Source organism: Ignavibacteriota bacterium, assembly GCA_016713565.1.
Taxonomy (GTDB): Bacteria; Bacteroidota; Ignavibacteria; order Ignavibacteriales; family Melioribacteraceae.
Map to the genome: position 1 here is coordinate 545,453 of JADJOX010000007.1, position 19,920 is coordinate 565,372.

Here is a 19,920-nt window from a genome sequence, read left to right on the forward strand (position 1 = left end):
TTTCCTAATAATAATAAATTACACCTAATTTTAATCCAACTCCAAAAGAACCTAAATCGAAACTATTATTTGTCAAAGTTTTTATTTCTCCGGGTAAATCATAATTTAATTCACATGCGATAAGCGCGTAAAAATTACTGCTTAATTTAGTATCGCCTTGTGCTTTTGCAATAAATCCGATTCCGGTAGTATTATATTTTTCAACACTTCCGTAAAGTTCTTCTTCGGCTTGACAAATTCTTAAGCCCAAACCTCCGCCTAATTTTAATTTAAAACCATTGCCCGCGTAATAGTAGTATCCTAAAATTGAAGGTTTATGATGCAGCAGCTGCAAATCATATCTGCCAATTGCAATTTCTGAATTATAGGAATAAATATTAAAATCATATTCAAATCCCAATTGGTATTTTGAAGAGATATTATAATTCACCAGAATAAAAAAATCAGCAGAAGTTGAAAATGAAGGTAGTTGGCTTCCGTTTGAAAATTTCATATTTAGGTAATCATTCAAATCAGGCTTATTAGAAAATGATAAACCCATTCCCCCGCCAATTTCATATTGCGCAAAAATATTCGAAATCGAAAAAAGAAATATTATTAAAAAGATTTTTTTCATTGTAATTTTTCTTTACTTCTAAATGCCGTTAAAAAATTGGCTACAGGCATTCCTTTTCTTTTTTGGTTATTGTTAATTATAATTGTAAGAATAACTGTAGAAAGTATAAACAGAATGTATGTAGAAGTATGTGTCAGAATTGCAAATGCTCCGCTAATTTCATTATTAAAATTATATAAGTTTACCAGCACAGAAATAACTATTAAATGATACGAGCCAGTTGCGCCAGGAGTTGGAATTATAATTCCAAAAGCACTAATTGTCATTATAATCCAGGCCATTGAATAAGAAACCGGTTGATATTTATCCATGTGAAGACTTAATAATGAAAAATACGCTGTTAATCCATACAGATACATAATAAATACCGATAAAAGAACTACCATTGTAATATTTTTCGTGCCTTTCAAACTCGAAAATCCTTCTGTTAGCAAATGAAATCCTTTTGCTAAAAGATCGGCTAATTTATGAGAAAATTTTCCTACAAATTTTAAAATTGCATTATAGAAATTTTCTTTAAAGCGAACAATTAGAATTAAAAATACAATAATTCCTATAATTACCGTAAAACCCACATAAACCGTAGATTTAAGCCAGCTAATTTGCGTGAAAAGATTTCCCGAATAAACTGCTACACTAATTAAAACAGAAATTCCAAGAACCAGTATATCAATAACGCGCTCAACGACAATCGTTCCGACCATAGACGAGCGCGAAATATTTTCCCAACGACCTAAAAATAATCCGCGATATAACTCGCCGAGTCTTGGCACAACACAGTTAACTCCGTAACCAACCATTACCGCGCTAAATAAATTAAACATAGACGTATTTTCTTTTACAGATTTTATAATAATTTTCCAGCGGTATGCTCTAATAACATGTGAAAAAAACCAAACCAGTAAATAGATAACAAACCAATAAACCGACATATTCCCGATTAGACTAAATACTTCTGAAAAATTAATGTTACTGAATGCCATATAAAGAAATATCAGCATAAGAAGAACCGGAAACGAATAACTGAATATCTTTTTAATTTTACCAATGAACATATTATCTGAGGTCAATAATTTTATATTCCTTATTTTCATTATATTGAAAGAACGATTTAGACAAATTGATATTTATATCAATATTAGAAAAAGCAAATTCTAATTTACTGTTGCTTAAATCTTCGACCAAAATCTTTGTAATAAGATATTGTTCATTAACCCAGAGTTTTGCCTGCTTAAAATTTAAATCGGAATTTGCGGCATCCAAAGTAATCAAATAATTATTCGCGTCAATCTTTTCTTCACTTACTTTACATTTTGATGGATAGCTGTAAATATATTCTCTTAATGAAAACGCCAATGGATCATCTTCAATATTTGAGATAATAACTTTCTTTTTTGATTTATCAATATTCCAAATTGTTTTTCCGTTGCAGATTATTTCATTTTTTTCCAACTCAATTTTATAATTGTTCTTTTGGAAAAAATAAAATTTACCTTTCATAACATTTACATTATTAGACGATTGAACAAAATCAGATTTCAGATCTTTCGTATCTTCAAATTTCTGCTGAATTTTTGAAATAATTGTATCGTTTTGAAAAGTAATAAAATGTAATAATACCGCAAGCATTAAAAATTTCATATGGACCTTAAAAGAGTTTCTAACTGTTCTTCATTTTCAATAATTACTTCTCGAGCTTTGCTTCCTTCAGATGGACCAACAACTCCCGCTTCTTCAAGTTGATCTACAATTCTTGCTGCTCGCGAATATCCAAGCTTAAGTCTTCTTTGTAATAAAGATACAGATCCTTGCTGATGACGTACAATAACTCGTGCGGCATCCTCAAACATTGGATCTTTATCTTCAAGAAAATTGCCTGATTCAGAACTTTTTTTATCATACATTGAAGGAAGAAAATATCTTTTGGAATAACCTCCCTGCGCATATATGAAATTTGTTATCTTTTCAACTTCATCAGTAGAAACAAAAGCATTTTGCATTCTTATAGGTTTAGGAACTCCACCAGGTAAAAATAACATATCCCCGCGGCCTAATAACTGTTCAGCACCGTTCATATCTAGAATTGTTCGCGAATCAATTTTTGTCGCAACTTGATATGCAATTCTAGCCGGGAAATTTGCTTTAATTACACCGGTAATAACATTTACCGATGGTCTTTGAGTGGCAACAACAAGGTGAATACCAACGGCTCTTGCCAATTGAGCCAATCTTGTTATAGGTGCTTCAACTTCCTTTCCAGAAGTCATCATTAAATCTGCTAATTCATCAATAATTACAATTATATATGGCAATTTATAATGTTTCATATTATCCGTATCAAGCGGTCGCTGTTTAGGATTTGCGATTTTTTTGTTATAATCTACAATGTTTCTAACACCCAATTTTGCAAGTTTATCGTATCGTTTTTCCATTTCGCTTTCAACGGCTTTCAATACCAATAAAGCATTTTGAGGATTAGTAATAATTTCCTCATTTAGGTCGGGAGAAATTGCCAAATAATGCTTATTCAGTTTTCCGTAAAAAGACAATTCAATTTTCTTTGGATCAATAATTACAAATTTTATATCCGATGGATGTTTGGCATAAATTAAACTTGTAAGAAGCATATTAATACCGACACTTTTTCCTGAGCCGGTGGAACCGGCAATTAATAAATGCGGCATAACCGAAAGATCAGTTATATAAACTTCTCCTGTAATTGTTTTACCCAATGCAATCGGCAGTTCTGCTTTTGATTTGCCAACATGAGCCAATACAGCGCGGGCACTTACTAACTGCGATTTTTCATTTGGGATTTCTACACCAATCGCACTTTTGCCGGGAATTGGGGCTATAATTCTTATTCCTCTCGCGGCAAGAGCTAACGCAATATCGTGTTCCAAACTTACTATTCTGCTTATCTTTACTCCAGGCGCTGGAACGATTTCATAAAGCGTTACAACTGGTCCGGGTGTAACGGAAATATCCTCAATATCTATATCAAAAAGTTTTAGCTTTTCTTTTAACTGTTCGGCGTTTTGTTTTAATTCTTTTTCCGAAACTTCAATTGATTCGTCTTCAGAATATTCAAGCAATTCCAAAGAAGGAGGAATAAACTTTATATTTTCTTCCCACTGATCCGGTAGATCAGCTTCAATCTTATAATCTATGGCGGGAATTATTTCTTCAGAGTCTTTATTTTTGCTAGATGTTACAATTACTTCCGGCTCAACTTGAGGCTTAGTTACTTTAACTTCTTCTTCCGTTCTAACAATTCTAATTTTTGTTTCCGGAATTTCTTCTTCTCTATCTTCTGCATCAACTTCTACTTCAGGTTTTTCTGACTTAAATAATTTCTTTTTAGGTATTGTGATCTTTTTAATTTTTTCGATGCTTTCAGAAAACTTATCTTTTTCTTCAACATTTATTTTAATTTTATCTTCGCCTTTATCGCGATTTAAAAATTCATTTATATAATTTCTAATTGTTCTGAATCTTACATCAAATGAAATGAACAAAGCAATGAACATTCCGGCTAAAAGAACAATCATACCTCCAAGCATTCCAAATATTCTGCTTATAGCGGCGCCGAAAAAGTCTCCTATATTTCCTGAAAGAACAATACTGTTTAATAAAAAGTCTTGATCGCTGTTTAATCTAATAACTCCGAAAAACGAAGCCAAAAGAATTCCAAATATCAAAAGAAAATTTGAAATATTTAACGATAGTTTTTTATCCGTTTCTTTAAGTATGGTGTATCCCCAAAGAAACAAAATTAATGGGATAACAATTGAGAATATTCCAATAGTGGAATGAATTAAAAAATGCGCGGAGTATGCTCCAAATATTCCAAGCCAATTATGAGTAAATTGTGTTCGATGAACATAATCCGGATCGGAAGAAAATACTTTGAAAAAATCAGTAAAATTAAAATGCAGTCTTGCTTGATCATAACTTGAGTATGAAAGAATACTAAGCAGAATCAATACCGCTGATATTACCAAAAATAGTCCAAGCAATTTCTTCTTTTTTTCTAAAGAAATTATAAAGTATGAATGTTCTTCGGTATTTTTATTATTTCTGTTTTGTTTTGGCATCTACTTTAAAATTGGTTTGATAACACCAGTTTGATAGAAAGGAACAAAATCGGCAATATTTTGCTGAGCTGCAAAATCCAAATCATCTATAAATCCGCTTTCAATTAATTTTTTGCCGTGTTCGGTTTCTTTAAGCATTTTCTTAATGCTCTTTTTGTGCTTTTCATAAATTAACTTACAAATTTTACTTGCGTCGTCAAGCTCTATGTTTTTATCAGCATTGTGAATTAATGAGATCAGCATGCCGGCACAAGCCGAATCCTCATAAGAAAATCTGCCGTTATTTCCCGAGCATAAAATTTCCCAATCTTCATTAATTTCCAACATTTTTTCTTTTATTGCAGATGCATTCAAGAAAGATAGAATAAATAAATTTGATGCATATTTCGCTTTAACAATTGCCCTTGAACCATTGGTTGTAAATAAAACAATTGATTTGCCTTCTACAATTTCTCTTTTGTATTCAAGTGGAGAATTGCCAAGCGCAAAACCCTCAATTTTAATATTATTTCTTTCACCACCCAATAAAGTATGGCCCTTAAAGGAATTGCCGGAAACAGCCATTGCAAATTCCACGGAACTAACGGGAATTATTTCTTTTGCACCATTATGCAAAGCAGTAACAATTGTTGAAGTCGCTCTAAGTACATCAATAACTACAACATTCTTTTTTGTAAAATAGAGTTCTTCAGCGCTTAACGGAGTAAGTAAAGTATTAATTTTCATTTTTGTTCTTTATAAATGGTAAATTAGTTATTGTTGCAAATACCCCTTTCCCTCTTATACTTGCTTGAATAATTGAACCCATTTCAGAAAATTCCTTTTCCACATAAGCCAAAGCAATTGGTTTATCTATAATTGGACTTACCGTTCCACTAGTAATTTTACCGATTATTTTACCATCCTTCAATATTTCATAACCTTTTCTTGGAAAAACTTTATCATCAAAAATTATGGGAACTAATTTTCTTTTCAAACCGTTTTCCTTAATTTTTTCTAATGCTAACCTGCCAATAAATTCACCTTTTTTCATTTTCGTTATCCAGCCTAATCCGGCTTCAAGAGTATTAGTGGTTTCATCAATATCATTTCCATAAAGACAAAATCCCATTTCCAATCTAAGTGAATCTCTGCAGCCTAAACCTGCGGGCTGAATACTAAATTCTTTGCCGGCTTCAAACAATCCTTCCCATATTTTTTCCGCCAATTCTTTAGAGCCTTTAAAATAAAGTTCATACCCTAATTCACCGGTATATCCGGTTCTTGAAACAATAATTTCATTTTGTTCAAATTGGGTTTTTAAAAATGAATAATATTCTAGTTCTATCGTTTGATTTAAAAGTTTTTCAACAACCTTTTTTGAATTTGGTCCTTGAACTGCAAGCAATGAATAATCATCCGATTCGTCACTTAGTTCTGCATTGTTTTTGTTGTTTTGTTTCATCCATTCAAAATCTTTTTCTTTGTTGGCGCCATTTACTACAAGCATATATTCAGTTTCAGAAATTTTATAAACTAAAAGATCATCAACAATTCCGCCGTCTTCATAACACATTGCAGAATATTGAACTTTACCATTTACTAAATTTGCGGCATTGTTCACGGTAATGTTCTGAATAAAATCCAAAGCATTTTTTCCTCTTACAAATATTTCACCCATGTGTGAAACGTCAAATACCCCAACAGAATTTCTTACGGCTTTGTGTTCCGCAATAATTGATGAATACTGAATAGGCATTTCAAAGCCCGCAAATTCAACTAGTTTTGCTCCATATTTTTTGTGAGCGTCAATAAATTTTGTTTGTTTCATTTCTTATCCGTTAATTTTTTCCAGTCATTTAAGAAAGTTTCCAACCCGCTTTCAGTAAGCGGATGATTAAATAATTTTTTTATAACATTAAAAGGAATGGTTGCAACGTGTGCGCCGAGTTCCGCAGCTTCAACCAAATGTATTGGATGTCGGATACTTGCAACTAAAACTTGTGTTTGGTAATTATAATTTTTATATATTTTTACGATTTGACTTATCAACTGCATTCCGGAATGACTTATATCATCCAATCTTCCTACAAAAGGACTAATATATGTCGCGCCTGCTTTTGCGGCAATTAAAGCTTGTGAGGCTGAAAAACATAATGTTACATTTGTTTTAATATTTCTTTTAGATAAAGTATTAACCGCTTTAATACCTTCTAAAATTAATGGAATTTTAATAACAATATTAGGATGTATTGATGATAATTCTTCAGCTTCTTTCAGCATTCCGTTGTAATCGGTTGATACAACTTCCGCACTTATTGGACCATCAATAATCTTAACTATTTCATTTAATAATTCTTTAAAATCCCTGCCTTCTTTTGCGACTAATGACGGGTTTGTTGTTACTCCATCCAATAATCCCATTGAAGACGCTTCTTTTATTTCATCTATATTTGCCGTATCTATAAAAAATTTCATCTAAACTCCTTTTATTTCAGTTAGAAAATCACCCCAATTTTTCTCCGTTTTTCTTAGATTTAACTTCAAAATCTTGCGGGTTTAAATGTTCATTTTCTTCTAATTTAATTCTGTAAAAGTGTTTAAGTTGAATTTTATTCAAAGTGGAAAACAATCCAATTTTAAGGTCATTTCTTAAGGATGGATGAACAATTAAAATAAAACTTCTAAATTTACCTTGAGATTTGTACCTTTTGAACCAGCCTTCAATATCATGAATTATGCTTGATCTTTTTGTTAATAATCCCGAACCGTTACAATAAGGACAAACCTCATTAATCGATTGAATAATATTTTGTCTTACTCTTTGTCGTGTAATTTGAACAATTCCAAAATCGGTCATAGGAAGCAGCGCAATTTTAGCTCTGTCCTTTTTAAATTCTTTCTTAAGCTCGTCGTAAATTTTCTTTCTATTCTTTTCTTCTTCCAAATCAATAAAATCTATAACTATTAATCCGCCGATATCTCTTAATCTTAATTGTCTTACAATTTCTCGTGATGCTTCGAGATCTGTTTTTAACGAATTAAGTTCTTGTTCTTTTTTTGCAGCGTAACGTCCGCTGTTAACGTCAATAACTGTCATCGCTTCAGTATGTTCAATTACTATATGTCCGCCGTTGGGAAGCGGCACTTTTCTGCCCATTAATGTTTTTATCTGCTCTTCAATTTTGAAGGTTTCAAAAACCGGCATTCGTGATTTATAAAACTCAACCTTAGAAACCAGCTCCGGCTGAACTAGTTGAATATAATCTCTAATTTCTCTAAATAAGCTTTTTGAATCGATAAAAACTTTTGAAACATCCGGCGTAAATAAATCTCTAATAACGCTCGTTGTTGTTGATAGGTCATTATATAGTAATGTTGGAGGTTTAGATTCTTTAACTTTTGCTTGAATACTTTTCCAACTATTCACTAAATATTTCAAATCACCTTCTAATGTATTTTCTTCCTGTTCTTTTGCGGCGGTTCTAATTATGAGTCCACAGTTATCGGGAAGTATACTTCTGGCTAAAGTTCTGAGTCTTTTTCGTTCCTTAAAATCAGCAATTTTTTTTGAAATTCCGATTTTATTATCAAAAGGTAGCAAAACACAAAATCTTCCAGGGATTGAAATTGAAGAAGTAATTCTTACTCCTTTATTTGCTACAGGTTCTTTAATTATTTGTACAAGTATATCCTGACCTTTATGAAGTTTAGGAACTTGCGGAACTTTTTTTTCTACTTCAACTACTTTATTTTGTTCGGGTTGGTCTTCATCGTCAATACCAATTTCCGTAGTTTCATCATCATCATCAAGCACGTTTTGAAACTCGCGAAATTGATCACCGATATCGGAAAAATGAAGGAAGGCATCGTGCTTCAATCCGATATCAATAAATGCGGCTCTAATACCGGGAAGAACTCTTGCAACTTTACCGAAGTAAATGTTGCCAACCATTCTGCCTTTTTCTGCACTATCCACAAAAAAATCAATTAAAGTTCCATCTTCTGTAATGGCAACTCTATTTTGCGTTGTGGATGAGTTAATTATAATTTCTTTCTGCATACTAACTCGTTTTGCAAAAGTTCTTAATGCACTGCAAACGAAAACAAATTACACATAACTATATCAAATATGGAATAAAATCAATCATTTTAAAATTTCATTGAGTTAAGAATTCATTTAAAGGAATTTTCTTAAGCAAAATGTTTATCAAAAATGCTGAATTTTCTTTTACATATTTCATAATAAGTTACTTAAATCTTTTCTTCCTCTTTTGCCAGCCAAAATAGAACTTTATTATTAAATTTTCTGTTTATGTCTTCCACATCAATTTGTGGATAAAAATTTTCATGTAATTTGTCGATATGCATTTTTAAAACTTCTTTAATTCCGGTAAAAGTATTTTGCGCATAAAGTTGATCGATCAATTCCCAAATACCATTTTGATCTTTAAAATACCAAATTACATTTTTTTTCGCTTTGTCTAAACTTTTTGTAAAACCTTGTTCTTTTTCAAGTAATTCTACATGTTGATAAGCAACGTTGTAAATTTCAGTAATATCCGGATTATATTTAATTCCTTTTAATAATGATTCAATTTGCTTAAAAACAAATGGATTTCCAAGTGCACCTCTTCCAACCAAAATTGCGTCACACTTTGTAGATTCAATCATTTTTACTGCGTCTTCCGCCGAAAATACTGAACCGTTTCCAACAACCGGAATACTAACGGCTTCTTTAACTTTAGCAATCCATTCCCAATCCGGAACGGCAGCATATCTATCATTTCTAGTTCTGGCATGAACTGTAATTACGGAAGCACCGTTATCTTCAATAACTTTTGCATTGTCAAGCACGTTAACTTTATCTTTTGGTCCCAATCTTATTTTTACTGATATTGGTACACCTTCCGAATTTCTTACCATTTGCTTAACAATCTTGCCCAAATGTTCGGGCTGCGAAAGTAAATAAGATCCCATCTTACTACTGTAAACTTTATCAACCGGACAGCCTGAATTAAGATCAATAACATCAGGTTTGTACTTAACAATTTCTTTTACAGCTTTACCTAAAATTTCCGGCTCATTACCTAATAACTGTACACCGATAGGTTTTTCAGAGCGGCTGAAGGTGAATAATCTTAATGTTTCAAAATTATTTTTAATAACTCCTTCAGCACTCACCATTTGAGTATAGGTTAATCCGGCGCCGTAATCTTTGGCAATTTTTCTAAATACGAAATCGGTAACTTCAGCCATTGGAGCTAAAAATGCTCTGCTGTTCACATTTAAATTACCAATTTGCATTTGGTCTTCCTTTCTTAAAACAATAAAAAATAAAAGAACAATTTTTAATTAGTTTCTGCTAAATCCGTTTTTTCCGCGGTATTATTTTGTTCTACTTCGGGTTCTTTCAATAATGCCTTTCTTGATAAACTGAACTTTCCGTTTTCAACTTTCAAGAGTTTTACTTTTATTATTTCACCTTCTTTTAGAACATCTTCAACTTTGTTTACTCTGTTAATATCAATTTGCGAAATATGAAGCAAGCCCTGTTGATTTGGTAAAAATTCGACAAATGCTCCAAACTCGGCAATTTTAACTACTCTGCCTTTGTAAACTTTTCCTACTTCAGGTTCGGCAACCAATCCAATTATTTTTTCTCTGGCAAGTTTTACATTTTCTGTAAGTTGACCGGAAATAAACACATTTCCGTTTTCTTCAATGTTAATAACAACTCCGAATTCTTTTTGTATTCCTTGAATAACTTTTCCACCTGGACCAATAACAGTTCCAATCTTTTCAGGATTGATTTGTGTTGTTAACTGTTTAGGAGCGTAAACGGATAATTCTTTATTTGGTTCTGGCAGAACGCTGTTCATTTTTCCCAATATTTCAAGTCTGCCAATCTTTGCTTGTCTTAAAGCATTTTCCATAATTTCAAGGGATAAACCTTGAATTTTAATATCCATTTGTATAGCTGTTATTCCATTAGCCGAACCGGCAACTTTAAAATCCATATCGCCGAGATGATCTTCATTTCCGGAAATATCCGATAAGATTGAGTATTTATCATCTTCTTTAATTAAACCCATTGCAATTCCTTGCAATCGCGCATTTTGAAGGAACACCGCCATCCATTAAAGCTAATGAACCTGCGCAAACCGTTGCCATTGATGAGGAACCGTTTGATTCTAAAATGTCTGAGTTCAATCTGATTGAATACGGGAATACTGTTTCAGCTGGAATTACATATTTAAGCGCGCGTTCAGCTAAATTTCCATGACCAATTTCTCTTCTGCCAGCTCCGCCGAATTTTCCGACTTCACCAACACTGAATGGAGGAAAGTTATAGTGAAGAATAAATCTTTTTGAATATTCTTCATCCAATCCGTCAATAATTTGTTCATCAGATTTGGTTCCCAAAGTTAAAGTTGTTAAACTTTGTGTTTCACCTCTTGTGAACAAAGATGAGCCGTGAGTTCTTTTAAGAATTCCATGTTCAACTGTGATAGGACGAATTTGCGTTGTTGCTCTTCCATCCAATCTTTGTCCGCCATTAAGAACTTGTTTTCTCATTAAATCTTTTTCAAGATCGTGCAGAATCTCTTTAATGTTTTTTTCCTGATCAGGATATTTTTCAGCTAATGATTCGAGAACAAATTTATTTAATTCACTATTCTTATTTGCTCTTTCTTCTTTGCCCAATGTTGTTCCAACAATTTCCGAATATTTATTAAAAGCCAAAGTATTTACATCATTTAATAATTGTTGATCAATTACTTTCTCTGAAAATTCATATTTAGGTTTACCGCATTCGGCTCTAAATTCGTTTTGTATCTTTACAATTTTCTTTATCTCACCATGCGCAATTCTTAATGCTTCCAAAAATTCTTCTTCACTTATTTCATGAGCTTCGCCTTCAACCATTACAATAGAACTTTCAGTTCCGGCAACAGTTAATTCCAAATCGGAAACTGCCGTTTGAGATTTAAAAGGATTTACTATAAACTTACCATCATTTCTTGCAACTCTAACTTCTCCAATAGGTTCCAAAAACGGAATATCGGAAATTGTAAGCGCTGCGGAAGCGCCAATTGCAGATAACACATCTGGATCATTTTGACCATCATAAGAATAAACTTGAGCAATAATCTGAACTTCATTTTTAAATGAACTTGAAAATAAAGGTCTGATTGGTCTGTCTATTAATCTGCCCGAAAGAATTTCTCTTTCAGTCGGTCGGCCTTCTCTTTTAATAAAGCCGCCTGGATATTTACCGGCTGCAAATGCCTTTTCTCTATATTCTACTGAAAGTGGAAAAAAGTCTTGATCTTCTTTTGGTTCTTGAGCCATAGTTGCAACAACTAAAACCATTGTTTCTCCGGAGGTAACCATAACCGCTGCATTTGATTGTTTAGCATATCTTCCATATTCGATGATAATTTTTTTACCATCTATTTCAACTTCTTTGGTGTATATCATTAATTGCCCCATTATTTTCTAATATTTAATTCTTGAATTAAAGTTCTGTATCTTGCCACATCTTTTCTCTTAATATAATCCAATAATCTTCTTCTTTTACCAACCATTTTCATCAAACCTCTTCTTGAAGCATGATCTTTTGAATGACTTGAAAAATGATCTTTCAAATCGTTAATTCTTTCTGTTAAAATTGCAACTTGAACTTCCGCTTTTCCGCTGTCTTTTTCGCTAACACCAAATTTCTTAATTAATTCAAGTTTTTTTTCTTTTGTAACCGACATTTTTTACTCCTTTATTATTATTCGATTGAGTTCCAGTTTTTACCGGAACTAATTAATTAGTTTTACTTATTAAGCTTTTTGAATACTCAACATCTTTTTTTATTTGAATTTCTAATTCTTCAATTGAATTAAATTTTACTTCATCGCGAATTTTTTTAATAAATTCGATACAAATATTTTCGCCGTAAATATCTTTATTAAAATCAAAAATATAAACTTCCGTAATCGGTTCTTTTACATTATTGAAAGTTGGACGTAACCCAATATTTGCCACGCCAAAATATTGCTTTTGATCATACTTAATTCTAACAAAATAAACACCGTTCGGCGGAACTAATTTATTGTTTTCAGAAGGTTTCAAATTAGCGGTAGGATAACCTATTGTTCGTCCTCTTTTTGCGCCTTCAACAACAACTCCTTCAATAAAATAATAATGCCCAAGCATTTTATTTGCAAAATCAAGATTATTGCTTTTTAAAGCTTCGCGTATTTTTGTACTGCTTGCAGCATTTTCCTCACTTTTTTCCGGACCAACAATCATCATATCTAAATCTTTTTCTTTAAGGTATTCTTTCAATTTTGTTATGTCGCCTTCTCTGTTTTTGCCGAATTTATGGTCATAACCAATAATTAAAAATTTTGCTTTTACTTTATCAATAACAATTTCATTCAGAAATTCTTGATAAGTTTTTTTCGCAAATTCCTTGCTGAATGGAACAACAAGTAAAAAGTCTATACCAAAATTCTCGAAAAGTTTTACTTTTTCTTCAATTGGAGTAAGTAACTTTATATCATTTCTATCACCCAAAACTACTCGCGGGTGCGGATAAAAAGTAATTACAACACTTTTCAAATTCAACTGCTTCGACTTTTCCATGAGCAGTTTAATTATTTTTTGATGTCCAATATGCAGACCATCGAAAGTGCCAATTGTAGCAACACTGCCGGAAATTTTTAATTCTTTGCTTATATCTCTAATTATTTCCATTTACAGAAATTCTATATTCAATTGTTTTGAATAAATTCTATTTCTTTTAATTCATCAATGTTTAAGGCATCATTAATCCCAAATTCACCGATTTTTATTCTTTGCAACTCGCTTAAGTATCCGCCGAAACCAGTTTTAATTCCAAAGTCATTTGCAATTACTCTAATATAAGTACCTTTTGAACATTCAATTTCAAAACTAATTTGAGGCAAATTTATTTCTTTAATTTCGAAATTATAAACTGTAACTTTTCTTGGTTCGCGTTTAATTTCAATTCCTTTTCGCGCGTATTTATAAAGCGATTTGCCCTTGTATTTCAACGCTGAGAACATTGGCGGAATTTGCTCAATTTCGCCAATAAATGAATTTTTAATTTCATGAATTTTTTTTTCTTCCAAAAAAACATTCTCACTAATTTGCTGTAATTCTGTTTCGCTATCCATCGAAATTGTTGTCGCGCCTAAGGTAATTTTTCCGGAATAAACTTTATGCATCTCTTGAAACCTGGAAATTTCTTTTGTTTTTTTTCCAATGCAAATTATAAGTAAGCCGGTCGCTACGGGATCTAATGTTCCTGCATGTCCGACTTTTTTTATTCCAAATTTCTTTTTTACTTCATTAACAATAAAAAAAGAAGATTTGTTTTTTGGCTTATCAATTAAAAGAACAGCTCCATCCAACAATTCGGAAAGATTAATTTTCTTCGTTTCTTTCTTTATCAGCATTTTTCAGTGAATTCAAAATTTCATTCATTTTATCTACATAATCCTGCGTATCATCCAAGAAAAAATTCAATTCGGGTGTAATTCTTAAATTTACTCTTTTAGCTAATTCGGATCTCAAGAATCCTTTGATAGATTCTATATGTTTCATTACATATTCGCGTTTTTCCTTTTCATAAACGGAAATGTATATATTTGCGATTTTTAGATCCGGACTTACTTTAGCGCGTAAAATTGTAATAAATCCTAAACCAGGATCTTTAACTTTCTGCAGAAAAATTAAGCCTAAGGTTTCTTTAACAAGATTCGATATTTTTCTTGACGTAATGACATTATTATGATTCAAGTTTTTGTTTTGTTTCAACAAGTTCAAAAGATTCAATAATATCACCGACTTTAATATCATTAAAATTATGAATATTAAGACCGCACTCATAACCAGCGTCAACTTCACGAACGTCGTCTTTAAATCTCTTCAATGATGCCAAAGAACCTTCATATATTTTTACACCGTCTCTAAATAATCTAATTTTATTATTCCTTATAACTTTACCGTCTTGTACATAGCATCCGGCAATAGTTCCAACTTTTGGAACTTTGAAAGTGTCTCTTACTTCCAATGTAGCAACGAGTTTTTCAGAAATAATAGGAGCAAGCATTCCTTCCAAAGCGGATTTAACTTCAGTGATTGCGTCGTAAATAATATTATATAATCTAATATCTACTTTCTCGGCTTCGGCTAATTTTCTTGCATTTGTGTTTGGTCTAACGTGGAACCCGATGATAATAGCATCTGAAGCTGTTGCCAAAAGTACATCACCTTCAGAAATAGCGCCAACACCTTTGTGTATAACCTGTACTCTTACTTCACTGTTTGATAATTTCATTAAGGAATCAGAAAGAGCTTCAACAGAACCGTCAACATCACCTTTAACAATAATCGGAAGATCTTTTAATTCACCTTTACCTATTCGACTGGCAATATCATCCAAAGTTACCATTCTAACCTGTCGCTGATCTTGTTCGCGCTGAAGCTGCTGACGTTTAATCGCAACTTCTCTTGCTTCTCTTTCAGATTCAACAACTACAAATGTATCACCTGCTTGAGGCGCGCCTTCAAATCCTAAAACCAATACAGGAGTAGAGGGTCCTGCAAAATCCATTTTGGAATTTCTTTCATCGAACATCGCTCTAACTCTTCCATGATAATTACCGGCAACGAAGGGATCGCCAATTCTCATTGTTCCTTTTTGAATTAGAATTGTTGAAGTAATTCCTCTGCCTTTATCAAGCTGAGTTTCAATTACGGTTCCTCTTGCTAATCTTTTATGATTGGCTTTAAGTTCAAGAATTTCAGCTTCAAGAAGAATTTTTTCAAGAAGTAAATCAATGTTTAATCCGGTTTTTGCCGAAATTTCAACACATTGGTATTTACCGCCCCAATCTTCAACTAAAACTTTTCTATCCGCCAATTGCTGTTTTATTTTATCAATATTTGCGCCTGGCTTATCTACTTTATTTATTGCAATAATTATTGGAACACCGGCGGCAAGCGAGTGATTTATGGCTTCAACAGTTTGCGGCATTACCGCATCATCTGCTGCAACAATAAGAATTACAATATCAGTTACTCTTGCTCCTCTTGCTCTCATCGCTGTAAATGCCTCATGACCAGGAGTATCCAAAAACGTAATCTCTTTTCCTTCGCTAAATTCTACTTTATAAGCTCCAATGTGCTGTGTAATTCCGCCAGCTTCACCCGCAACTACGTTGGTTTTTCTTATATAATCCAGCAAAGAAGTTTTTCCATGATCAACGTGTCCCATAATTGTTACTATTGGAGGACGCGGTTCCAATGTCTCTTCATCATCTTTAGAATCTTCCAGAACATCTGAGGTATATTCTTCTTGAAATTCAACTTCAAAACCAAAATCATCAGCAATCAATGTAATTGTTTCAACATCTAATCTTTGATTAATAGAAACCATTAATCCTAAGCCAATGCATTTTGATATTACTTCGCTCACCGATACTTTCATTAAATTTGCTAATTCATTAACGGCAATAAACTCAGTTACCGATAATTTTGTATTTTTTTCGAACTGTTTCTGTTCAAAAATTTCTTCCTGCATTTCATGTTTTTCTTTTCTTTTTTTCTTACGAACCGCGGCTCTTTCACCTAAGCCCGTATTGCCTACTCCCTGCAGTGTTCTTTTAATTGAAGCATCAACTTCTCTTTTATCTATAGTGAACTTTTTAACTTTTTTATTCTTCTTGGCTTTAATTGATTCTTCACTAATCTCAATCGATTTAGATTTATTTTTTACTTTAAGTTTCTTTTTCCTTTTTTTACCATCGGCATCTACTTCAAATTCATCATCCGCAGCTTGAGAAACTGCCTCGGTGGTTTTAGCTTTAGGTACTATATTTTCTTTTTCTTTAACCGGTTTAGTTTGTTTCCGTTCAGTCAGATCCATTTTTCCGACAATTTTTAATCCGGATTTTCTCTTCTGCAATTCAATTTCAGATTGCGTCTTGAAATTTCCATTTTTATCTTCAACAATTGCTACCGGTTCAACTTCTAGTTTTTCTTCTACTTTTTCTTCAGTATCTTCTTCTTTTCAACTAAATCGTCGGCAGAGATTTCTTGAACTTCTTCAACAACTTCCGCACCTTTTTCTTCTTGTGCTTCTTCAACTGATTCTGCAACTTCAGTTTGCGCAGAAACATCTTCCGCTTCACTAACTTCAGTCTCCTTAGCCGAAGCAGCTTCCTCTTCTTTTTAACGTTTCCAAGACTTTTTGGAATTCTGAAATCTTTCTGTAATGATGTTCTGATTTTTCAATGTCCTTTTTAAAATGAACTCTGATATCATCAATCATTTCATCCGTTAAAATAGAAGAATGCGATTTCACGTTATAATTTTTAGCCTGCAGGAATTCGAGCAATGAATCCGTAGATAAATTATATTCAGCAGCAAATTTATAAAGTCTTAATTTTTTTGTTTGTTATCATCAGACATAATTTATGTACCGTTTTTATTCTTCTTCTTCAAATTGACTTTTAATGATCTCAATTATTTCTTTAGCTTTTGCTTCATCTATTTCAACAATCTCTTTCAGTTTATCAACTCCGGCTGAAAGAACTTCAACAGCAGTATCATATCTGTTGTTAATAAGCAGATCAACTATATCAGTTCCTAATTCTTCTCTTAGGCTTACCAATTCTATATCATCTTCATATTCGTCGTAATGTTTTTCTTCTCTTATTATATCAATTTCGTAACCGGTTAATTTTATAGCGAGTCTTATGTTAACGCCGTTTCTACCGACCAGCAATGAAACTTGGTCACTATCCGCGGTAACTGTACACGTTTTTCATCTTCATCTAATTCAAGTTGTTTTATTTTTGCGGGTGCAATTGCTCTTTGAATATAAATGATCGGATCATCTGAATAATTGATAACATCAATGTTTTCATTGCTTAATTCTCTTACAATTGCATGAATTCTAACGCCCTTCATTCCAACACATGCGCCAACGGCGTCAATTCTTGCATCGTGAGAAATAACCGAAACTTTGGCTCTTTCTCCAGGCTCACGTGCTATATCTTTAATTTCAATAATCCCGTCATAAATTTCAGGTATTTCAATTTCAAATAATCTTTTCAAGAATAAATTATCCGCTCTGGAAATAACAATTACGGGGCCGTTTGGTGTTTTCTTAATTTCTTTGATAACGGCGCGAATAGTATCGCCTTTTCTGTATTTTTCTCTTAAGATCTGTTCCGATCTTGGGAGTATCAATTCATTTTTATTATGGTTCACGAGAATATCATTTTTTCTAACCTGATAGATATCTCCGACAACAATTTCGCCAATCATTTCTGCGTATTCTTTATAAACAATTTCCTTTTCAATTTCTCTAATTCTTTGATTTAAATTTTGACGGGCAAGATTTATGTGTCTTGTGCCAAAGGCGCTCAAATCTATTTTTTCTATAAAATCTTCACCAATTTCTAGTTCATCTTCGTTTCCTTTTTAATTTACTTCATCAATAGTTATTTCCATGTTGGGATCATTAACAACTTCTACAATTTCCCTTTCCAAGAAAATTTCAATATCGCCTTTGTCCATATTTACCACAACTTCATATTTAGCGTCTTGACCGTATTGTTTTTTAACCAATACGCCAAAAACATCTTCAATAATTCCGCCAAGAACGTCTTTATCTAAGCCTTTTTCTCTTACCATATAGGAAAACGATTCAACAATAGAACTATTCATTTGTTAAGCCTCCATCATCAAAAACTTGTTTTTACTTTTGCTTTTTTAAGATTTTTATAATTTATTTTTAACTCTTCTTTTTAAAGGTGAATGTTAAATCTTCACCATTTATACCTACTAATTTTGCTTCAATACTTTGAATTGCTTGTCCGTCATCAAACGAAATTTTAAATTCTCTGTTAAGATGCTTGTGGAACTGGTCAAGATATTTAAGAGGTTCGTCAACTCCCGGAGATGAAACAATTAGAAAATAATCGTTTTCAGAAAATTCAGTTGATTCAATTCTGCTTTTAACTTCTCTGCTAAATTCAGCACAAATATCAGTAGTAATACCTTCTTTGTTATCAATATAGATTTCAAAGCTGGGTTTTCTGTTACTTCCTCTTACTAATAAGTTTACAAGATATAAACCTTTTTCATCGGCAATATCCTGAGCAATTTTTTTACGTATTCTTTCATAAATTCATTGAAACAAAAATCGCCCTTACGGGCGAAAATTAGATTTATAAATTTAATATTAATGTTACATAATTACAACAACATATTTAGTGTTGCCGTTATGAAACTATTTTTGAGTATAATAAAAATACTTTATCGTCTCTTGATTAAAATTAAATCAGAACAATTTACTTTTTTAAATTTTTATTCATTATTCGCGTAGATTTTTTGTGCCTTTTCAGCTGCCGTAACAATTCCTTTTATCATAGAAGAACTGAATCCATTATGTTCCATTTGATTTAATCCGGATATTGTAATTCCTTGCGGCGTTGTAACTTTATCAATTTCTCTTTCAGGATGTTTGCCTTCTTTAAGCAGCATTGAAGCGGCGCCTTTTGCGGTTTGCGCTGCCATAACCAATGCTTCCTGAGCATGAAATCCAATTTCAATTCCACCTTGAGAAGCTGCACGAACGGCGCGTAAGAAAAAAGCGGTTCCGCAAGCACAAAGCGCGGTTGCGGCTCCCATCAGTTCTTCATTTATTTGAATTGTTTTTCCAACCGAATCAAAAATTTCTTTTCGCAATTTTTACCGATTCCGAATCTTTTTCATCTGAAGCAATACACGTCATTGACTCTTGAATTGCGATGGCTGTATTAGGCATTACTCTTACAACGGAAACATCCGACTGTAAATGCTTTTTGATTTGTTTAACTGTCGCACCGGAAACAACCGACATAATAACATGCTTTTCCGGTTCGATAACTGACTTAATATCTTCGAGAACAGCGTTTAATTGCTGAGGTGTAACCGCAATTATAATAATTTCAGATTTTGATATTGCGGATTTATTGTCCGTCGTTGTATTAAATCCCAACTTAGTAAATTCTTCAAATTCGTCTGATTTTCTTTTTGTTAAAAAAATATTTTGCGGCTTATAATTTGACTTAATTAAACCGTTCGCGATTGCCGAACCAATATTTCCACATCCAATTATTGTAATTGTCTTTTTAGAAGTATTCATTTATT

At 32.5% G+C, this 19,920-nt stretch carries 16 protein-coding genes and 4 pseudogenes; 1 reads left to right on the top strand and 19 read right to left on the bottom strand.

What is annotated here, in order from left to right; translation table 11 throughout:
• Nucleotides 1-4 precede the first annotated feature (4 nt).
• From IPK06_09565 to infB, 15 genes and pseudogenes are all read right to left on the bottom strand, one after another.
• The gene (locus IPK06_09565) at nucleotides 5-616 is read right to left on the bottom strand and encodes a hypothetical protein (protein MBK7980228.1); all 612 of its coding nucleotides are present in this window, start codon (nucleotides 614-616) and stop codon (nucleotides 5-7) included.
• The gene (locus IPK06_09570) at nucleotides 613-1,710 is read right to left on the bottom strand and encodes a flippase-like domain-containing protein (protein MBK7980229.1); all 1,098 of its coding nucleotides are present in this window, start codon (nucleotides 1,708-1,710) and stop codon (nucleotides 613-615) included. Before IPK06_09570 ends, IPK06_09565 begins: the two co-directional genes overlap by 4 nt.
• Nucleotides 1,673-2,257: an outer membrane lipoprotein carrier protein LolA gene (locus IPK06_09575; protein ID MBK7980230.1), complete on the bottom strand. Its 585-nt coding sequence runs from the start codon at nucleotides 2,255-2,257 to the stop codon at nucleotides 1,673-1,675. The genes IPK06_09570 and IPK06_09575 overlap by 38 nt, the downstream gene beginning before the upstream one ends.
• On the bottom strand, nucleotides 2,254-4,713 hold the full coding sequence (locus IPK06_09580) for a DNA translocase FtsK (protein MBK7980231.1): 2,460 nt from the start codon (nucleotides 4,711-4,713) through the stop codon (nucleotides 2,254-2,256). The genes IPK06_09575 and IPK06_09580 overlap by 4 nt, the downstream gene beginning before the upstream one ends.
• Complete coding sequence (locus IPK06_09585) at nucleotides 4,714-5,439, bottom strand: 2-phosphosulfolactate phosphatase (protein ID MBK7980232.1); 726 nt, start codon at nucleotides 5,437-5,439, stop codon at nucleotides 4,714-4,716.
• Nucleotides 5,429-6,523, bottom strand: coding sequence for a glycine cleavage system aminomethyltransferase GcvT (gcvT, locus tag IPK06_09590; protein ID MBK7980233.1), 1,095 nt, complete (start codon nucleotides 6,521-6,523; stop codon nucleotides 5,429-5,431). Before gcvT ends, IPK06_09585 begins: the two co-directional genes overlap by 11 nt.
• Nucleotides 6,520-7,170 (bottom strand): fructose-6-phosphate aldolase, encoded by a 651-nt coding sequence (fsa, locus tag IPK06_09595; GenBank protein MBK7980234.1) that lies wholly within the window; start codon nucleotides 7,168-7,170, stop codon nucleotides 6,520-6,522. The genes gcvT and fsa overlap by 4 nt, the downstream gene beginning before the upstream one ends.
• A gap of 28 nt (nucleotides 7,171-7,198) precedes the next feature.
• Complete coding sequence (locus IPK06_09600) at nucleotides 7,199-8,755, bottom strand: Rne/Rng family ribonuclease (GenBank protein MBK7980235.1); 1,557 nt, start codon at nucleotides 8,753-8,755, stop codon at nucleotides 7,199-7,201.
• A 191-nt stretch (nucleotides 8,756-8,946) separates the two neighbouring features.
• Complete coding sequence (dusB, locus tag IPK06_09605) at nucleotides 8,947-9,999, bottom strand: tRNA dihydrouridine synthase DusB (protein ID MBK7980236.1); 1,053 nt, start codon at nucleotides 9,997-9,999, stop codon at nucleotides 8,947-8,949.
• 44 nt (nucleotides 10,000-10,043) lie between these two features.
• Nucleotides 10,044-12,177 (bottom strand): annotated as a pseudogene (gene pnp, locus IPK06_09610) (polyribonucleotide nucleotidyltransferase).
• Between the two features lie 11 nt (nucleotides 12,178-12,188).
• Nucleotides 12,189-12,458: a 30S ribosomal protein S15 gene (rpsO, locus tag IPK06_09615; GenBank protein ID MBK7980237.1), complete on the bottom strand. Its 270-nt coding sequence runs from the start codon at nucleotides 12,456-12,458 to the stop codon at nucleotides 12,189-12,191.
• A gap of 52 nt (nucleotides 12,459-12,510) precedes the next feature.
• Nucleotides 12,511-13,446, bottom strand: coding sequence for a bifunctional riboflavin kinase/FAD synthetase (locus IPK06_09620; protein MBK7980238.1), 936 nt, complete (start codon nucleotides 13,444-13,446; stop codon nucleotides 12,511-12,513).
• Nucleotides 13,447-13,463: 17 nt separating this feature from the next.
• Nucleotides 13,464-14,171, bottom strand: a complete 708-nt coding sequence (truB, locus tag IPK06_09625; GenBank protein MBK7980239.1) for a tRNA pseudouridine(55) synthase TruB — start codon at nucleotides 14,169-14,171, stop codon at nucleotides 13,464-13,466.
• Nucleotides 14,140-14,574: a 30S ribosome-binding factor RbfA gene (gene rbfA / locus IPK06_09630; protein MBK7980240.1), complete on the bottom strand. Its 435-nt coding sequence runs from the start codon at nucleotides 14,572-14,574 to the stop codon at nucleotides 14,140-14,142. The genes truB and rbfA overlap by 32 nt, the downstream gene beginning before the upstream one ends.
• The gene (gene infB, locus IPK06_09635; protein ID MBK7980241.1) at nucleotides 14,504-16,732 is read right to left on the bottom strand and encodes a translation initiation factor IF-2; all 2,229 of its coding nucleotides are present in this window, start codon (nucleotides 16,730-16,732) and stop codon (nucleotides 14,504-14,506) included. Before infB ends, rbfA begins: the two co-directional genes overlap by 71 nt.
• Between infB and IPK06_09640 the strand changes: the two genes are divergently transcribed.
• Nucleotides 16,704-16,913: a hypothetical protein gene (locus IPK06_09640; protein ID MBK7980242.1), complete on the top strand. Its 210-nt coding sequence runs from the start codon at nucleotides 16,704-16,706 to the stop codon at nucleotides 16,911-16,913. The genes infB and IPK06_09640 overlap by 29 nt on opposite strands.
• Before the next feature lie 11 nt (nucleotides 16,914-16,924).
• Here IPK06_09640 and IPK06_09645 read toward each other — a convergent pair.
• The 4 genes and pseudogenes from IPK06_09645 to proC form a co-directional block, all read right to left on the bottom strand.
• Nucleotides 16,925-17,173 (bottom strand): annotated as a pseudogene (locus IPK06_09645) (translation initiation factor IF-2 N-terminal domain-containing protein).
• Between the two features lie 33 nt (nucleotides 17,174-17,206).
• Nucleotides 17,207-18,453, bottom strand: a pseudogene (gene nusA / locus IPK06_09650) (transcription termination factor NusA).
• Between the two features lie 67 nt (nucleotides 18,454-18,520).
• Nucleotides 18,521-18,916 (bottom strand): hypothetical protein, encoded by a 396-nt coding sequence (locus IPK06_09655; GenBank protein MBK7980243.1) that lies wholly within the window; start codon nucleotides 18,914-18,916, stop codon nucleotides 18,521-18,523.
• 179 nt (nucleotides 18,917-19,095) lie between these two features.
• A pseudogene (gene proC, locus IPK06_09660) lies at nucleotides 19,096-19,915 on the bottom strand (pyrroline-5-carboxylate reductase).
• Nucleotides 19,916-19,920: the final 5 nt, after the last annotated feature.

Excerpts from the sequence above, each read along its gene's own strand:
- gcvT (MBK7980233.1), bottom strand. The coding sequence starts at position 6,523 with ATGAAACAAACAAAATTTATTGACGCTCACAAAAAATATGGAGCAAAA.
- IPK06_09620 (MBK7980238.1), bottom strand. The coding sequence starts at position 13,446 with ATGGAAATAATTAGAGATATAAGCAAAGAATTAAAAATTTCCGGCAGT.
- IPK06_09580 (MBK7980231.1), bottom strand. The coding sequence starts at position 4,713 with ATGCCAAAACAAAACAGAAATAATAAAAATACCGAAGAACATTCATAC.
- truB (MBK7980239.1), bottom strand. The coding sequence starts at position 14,171 with ATGCTGATAAAGAAAGAAACGAAGAAAATTAATCTTTCCGAATTGTTG.
- IPK06_09575 (MBK7980230.1), bottom strand. The coding sequence starts at position 2,257 with ATGAAATTTTTAATGCTTGCGGTATTATTACATTTTATTACTTTTCAA.
- rbfA (MBK7980240.1), bottom strand. The coding sequence starts at position 14,574 with ATGATATTAAAGTCGGTGATATTATTGAATCTTTTGAACTTGTTGAAA.
- dusB (MBK7980236.1), bottom strand. The coding sequence starts at position 9,999 with ATGCAAATTGGTAATTTAAATGTGAACAGCAGAGCATTTTTAGCTCCA.
- rpsO (MBK7980237.1), bottom strand. The coding sequence starts at position 12,458 with ATGTCGGTTACAAAAGAAAAAAAACTTGAATTAATTAAGAAATTTGGT.
- IPK06_09600 (MBK7980235.1), bottom strand. The coding sequence starts at position 8,755 with ATGCAGAAAGAAATTATAATTAACTCATCCACAACGCAAAATAGAGTT.
- IPK06_09570 (MBK7980229.1), bottom strand. The coding sequence starts at position 1,710 with ATGAAAATAAGGAATATAAAATTATTGACCTCAGATAATATGTTCATT.
- fsa (MBK7980234.1), bottom strand. The coding sequence starts at position 7,170 with ATGAAATTTTTTATAGATACGGCAAATATAGATGAAATAAAAGAAGCG.
- IPK06_09565 (MBK7980228.1), bottom strand. The coding sequence starts at position 616 with ATGAAAAAAATCTTTTTAATAATATTTCTTTTTTCGATTTCGAATATT.
- IPK06_09585 (MBK7980232.1), bottom strand. The coding sequence starts at position 5,439 with ATGAAAATTAATACTTTACTTACTCCGTTAAGCGCTGAAGAACTCTAT.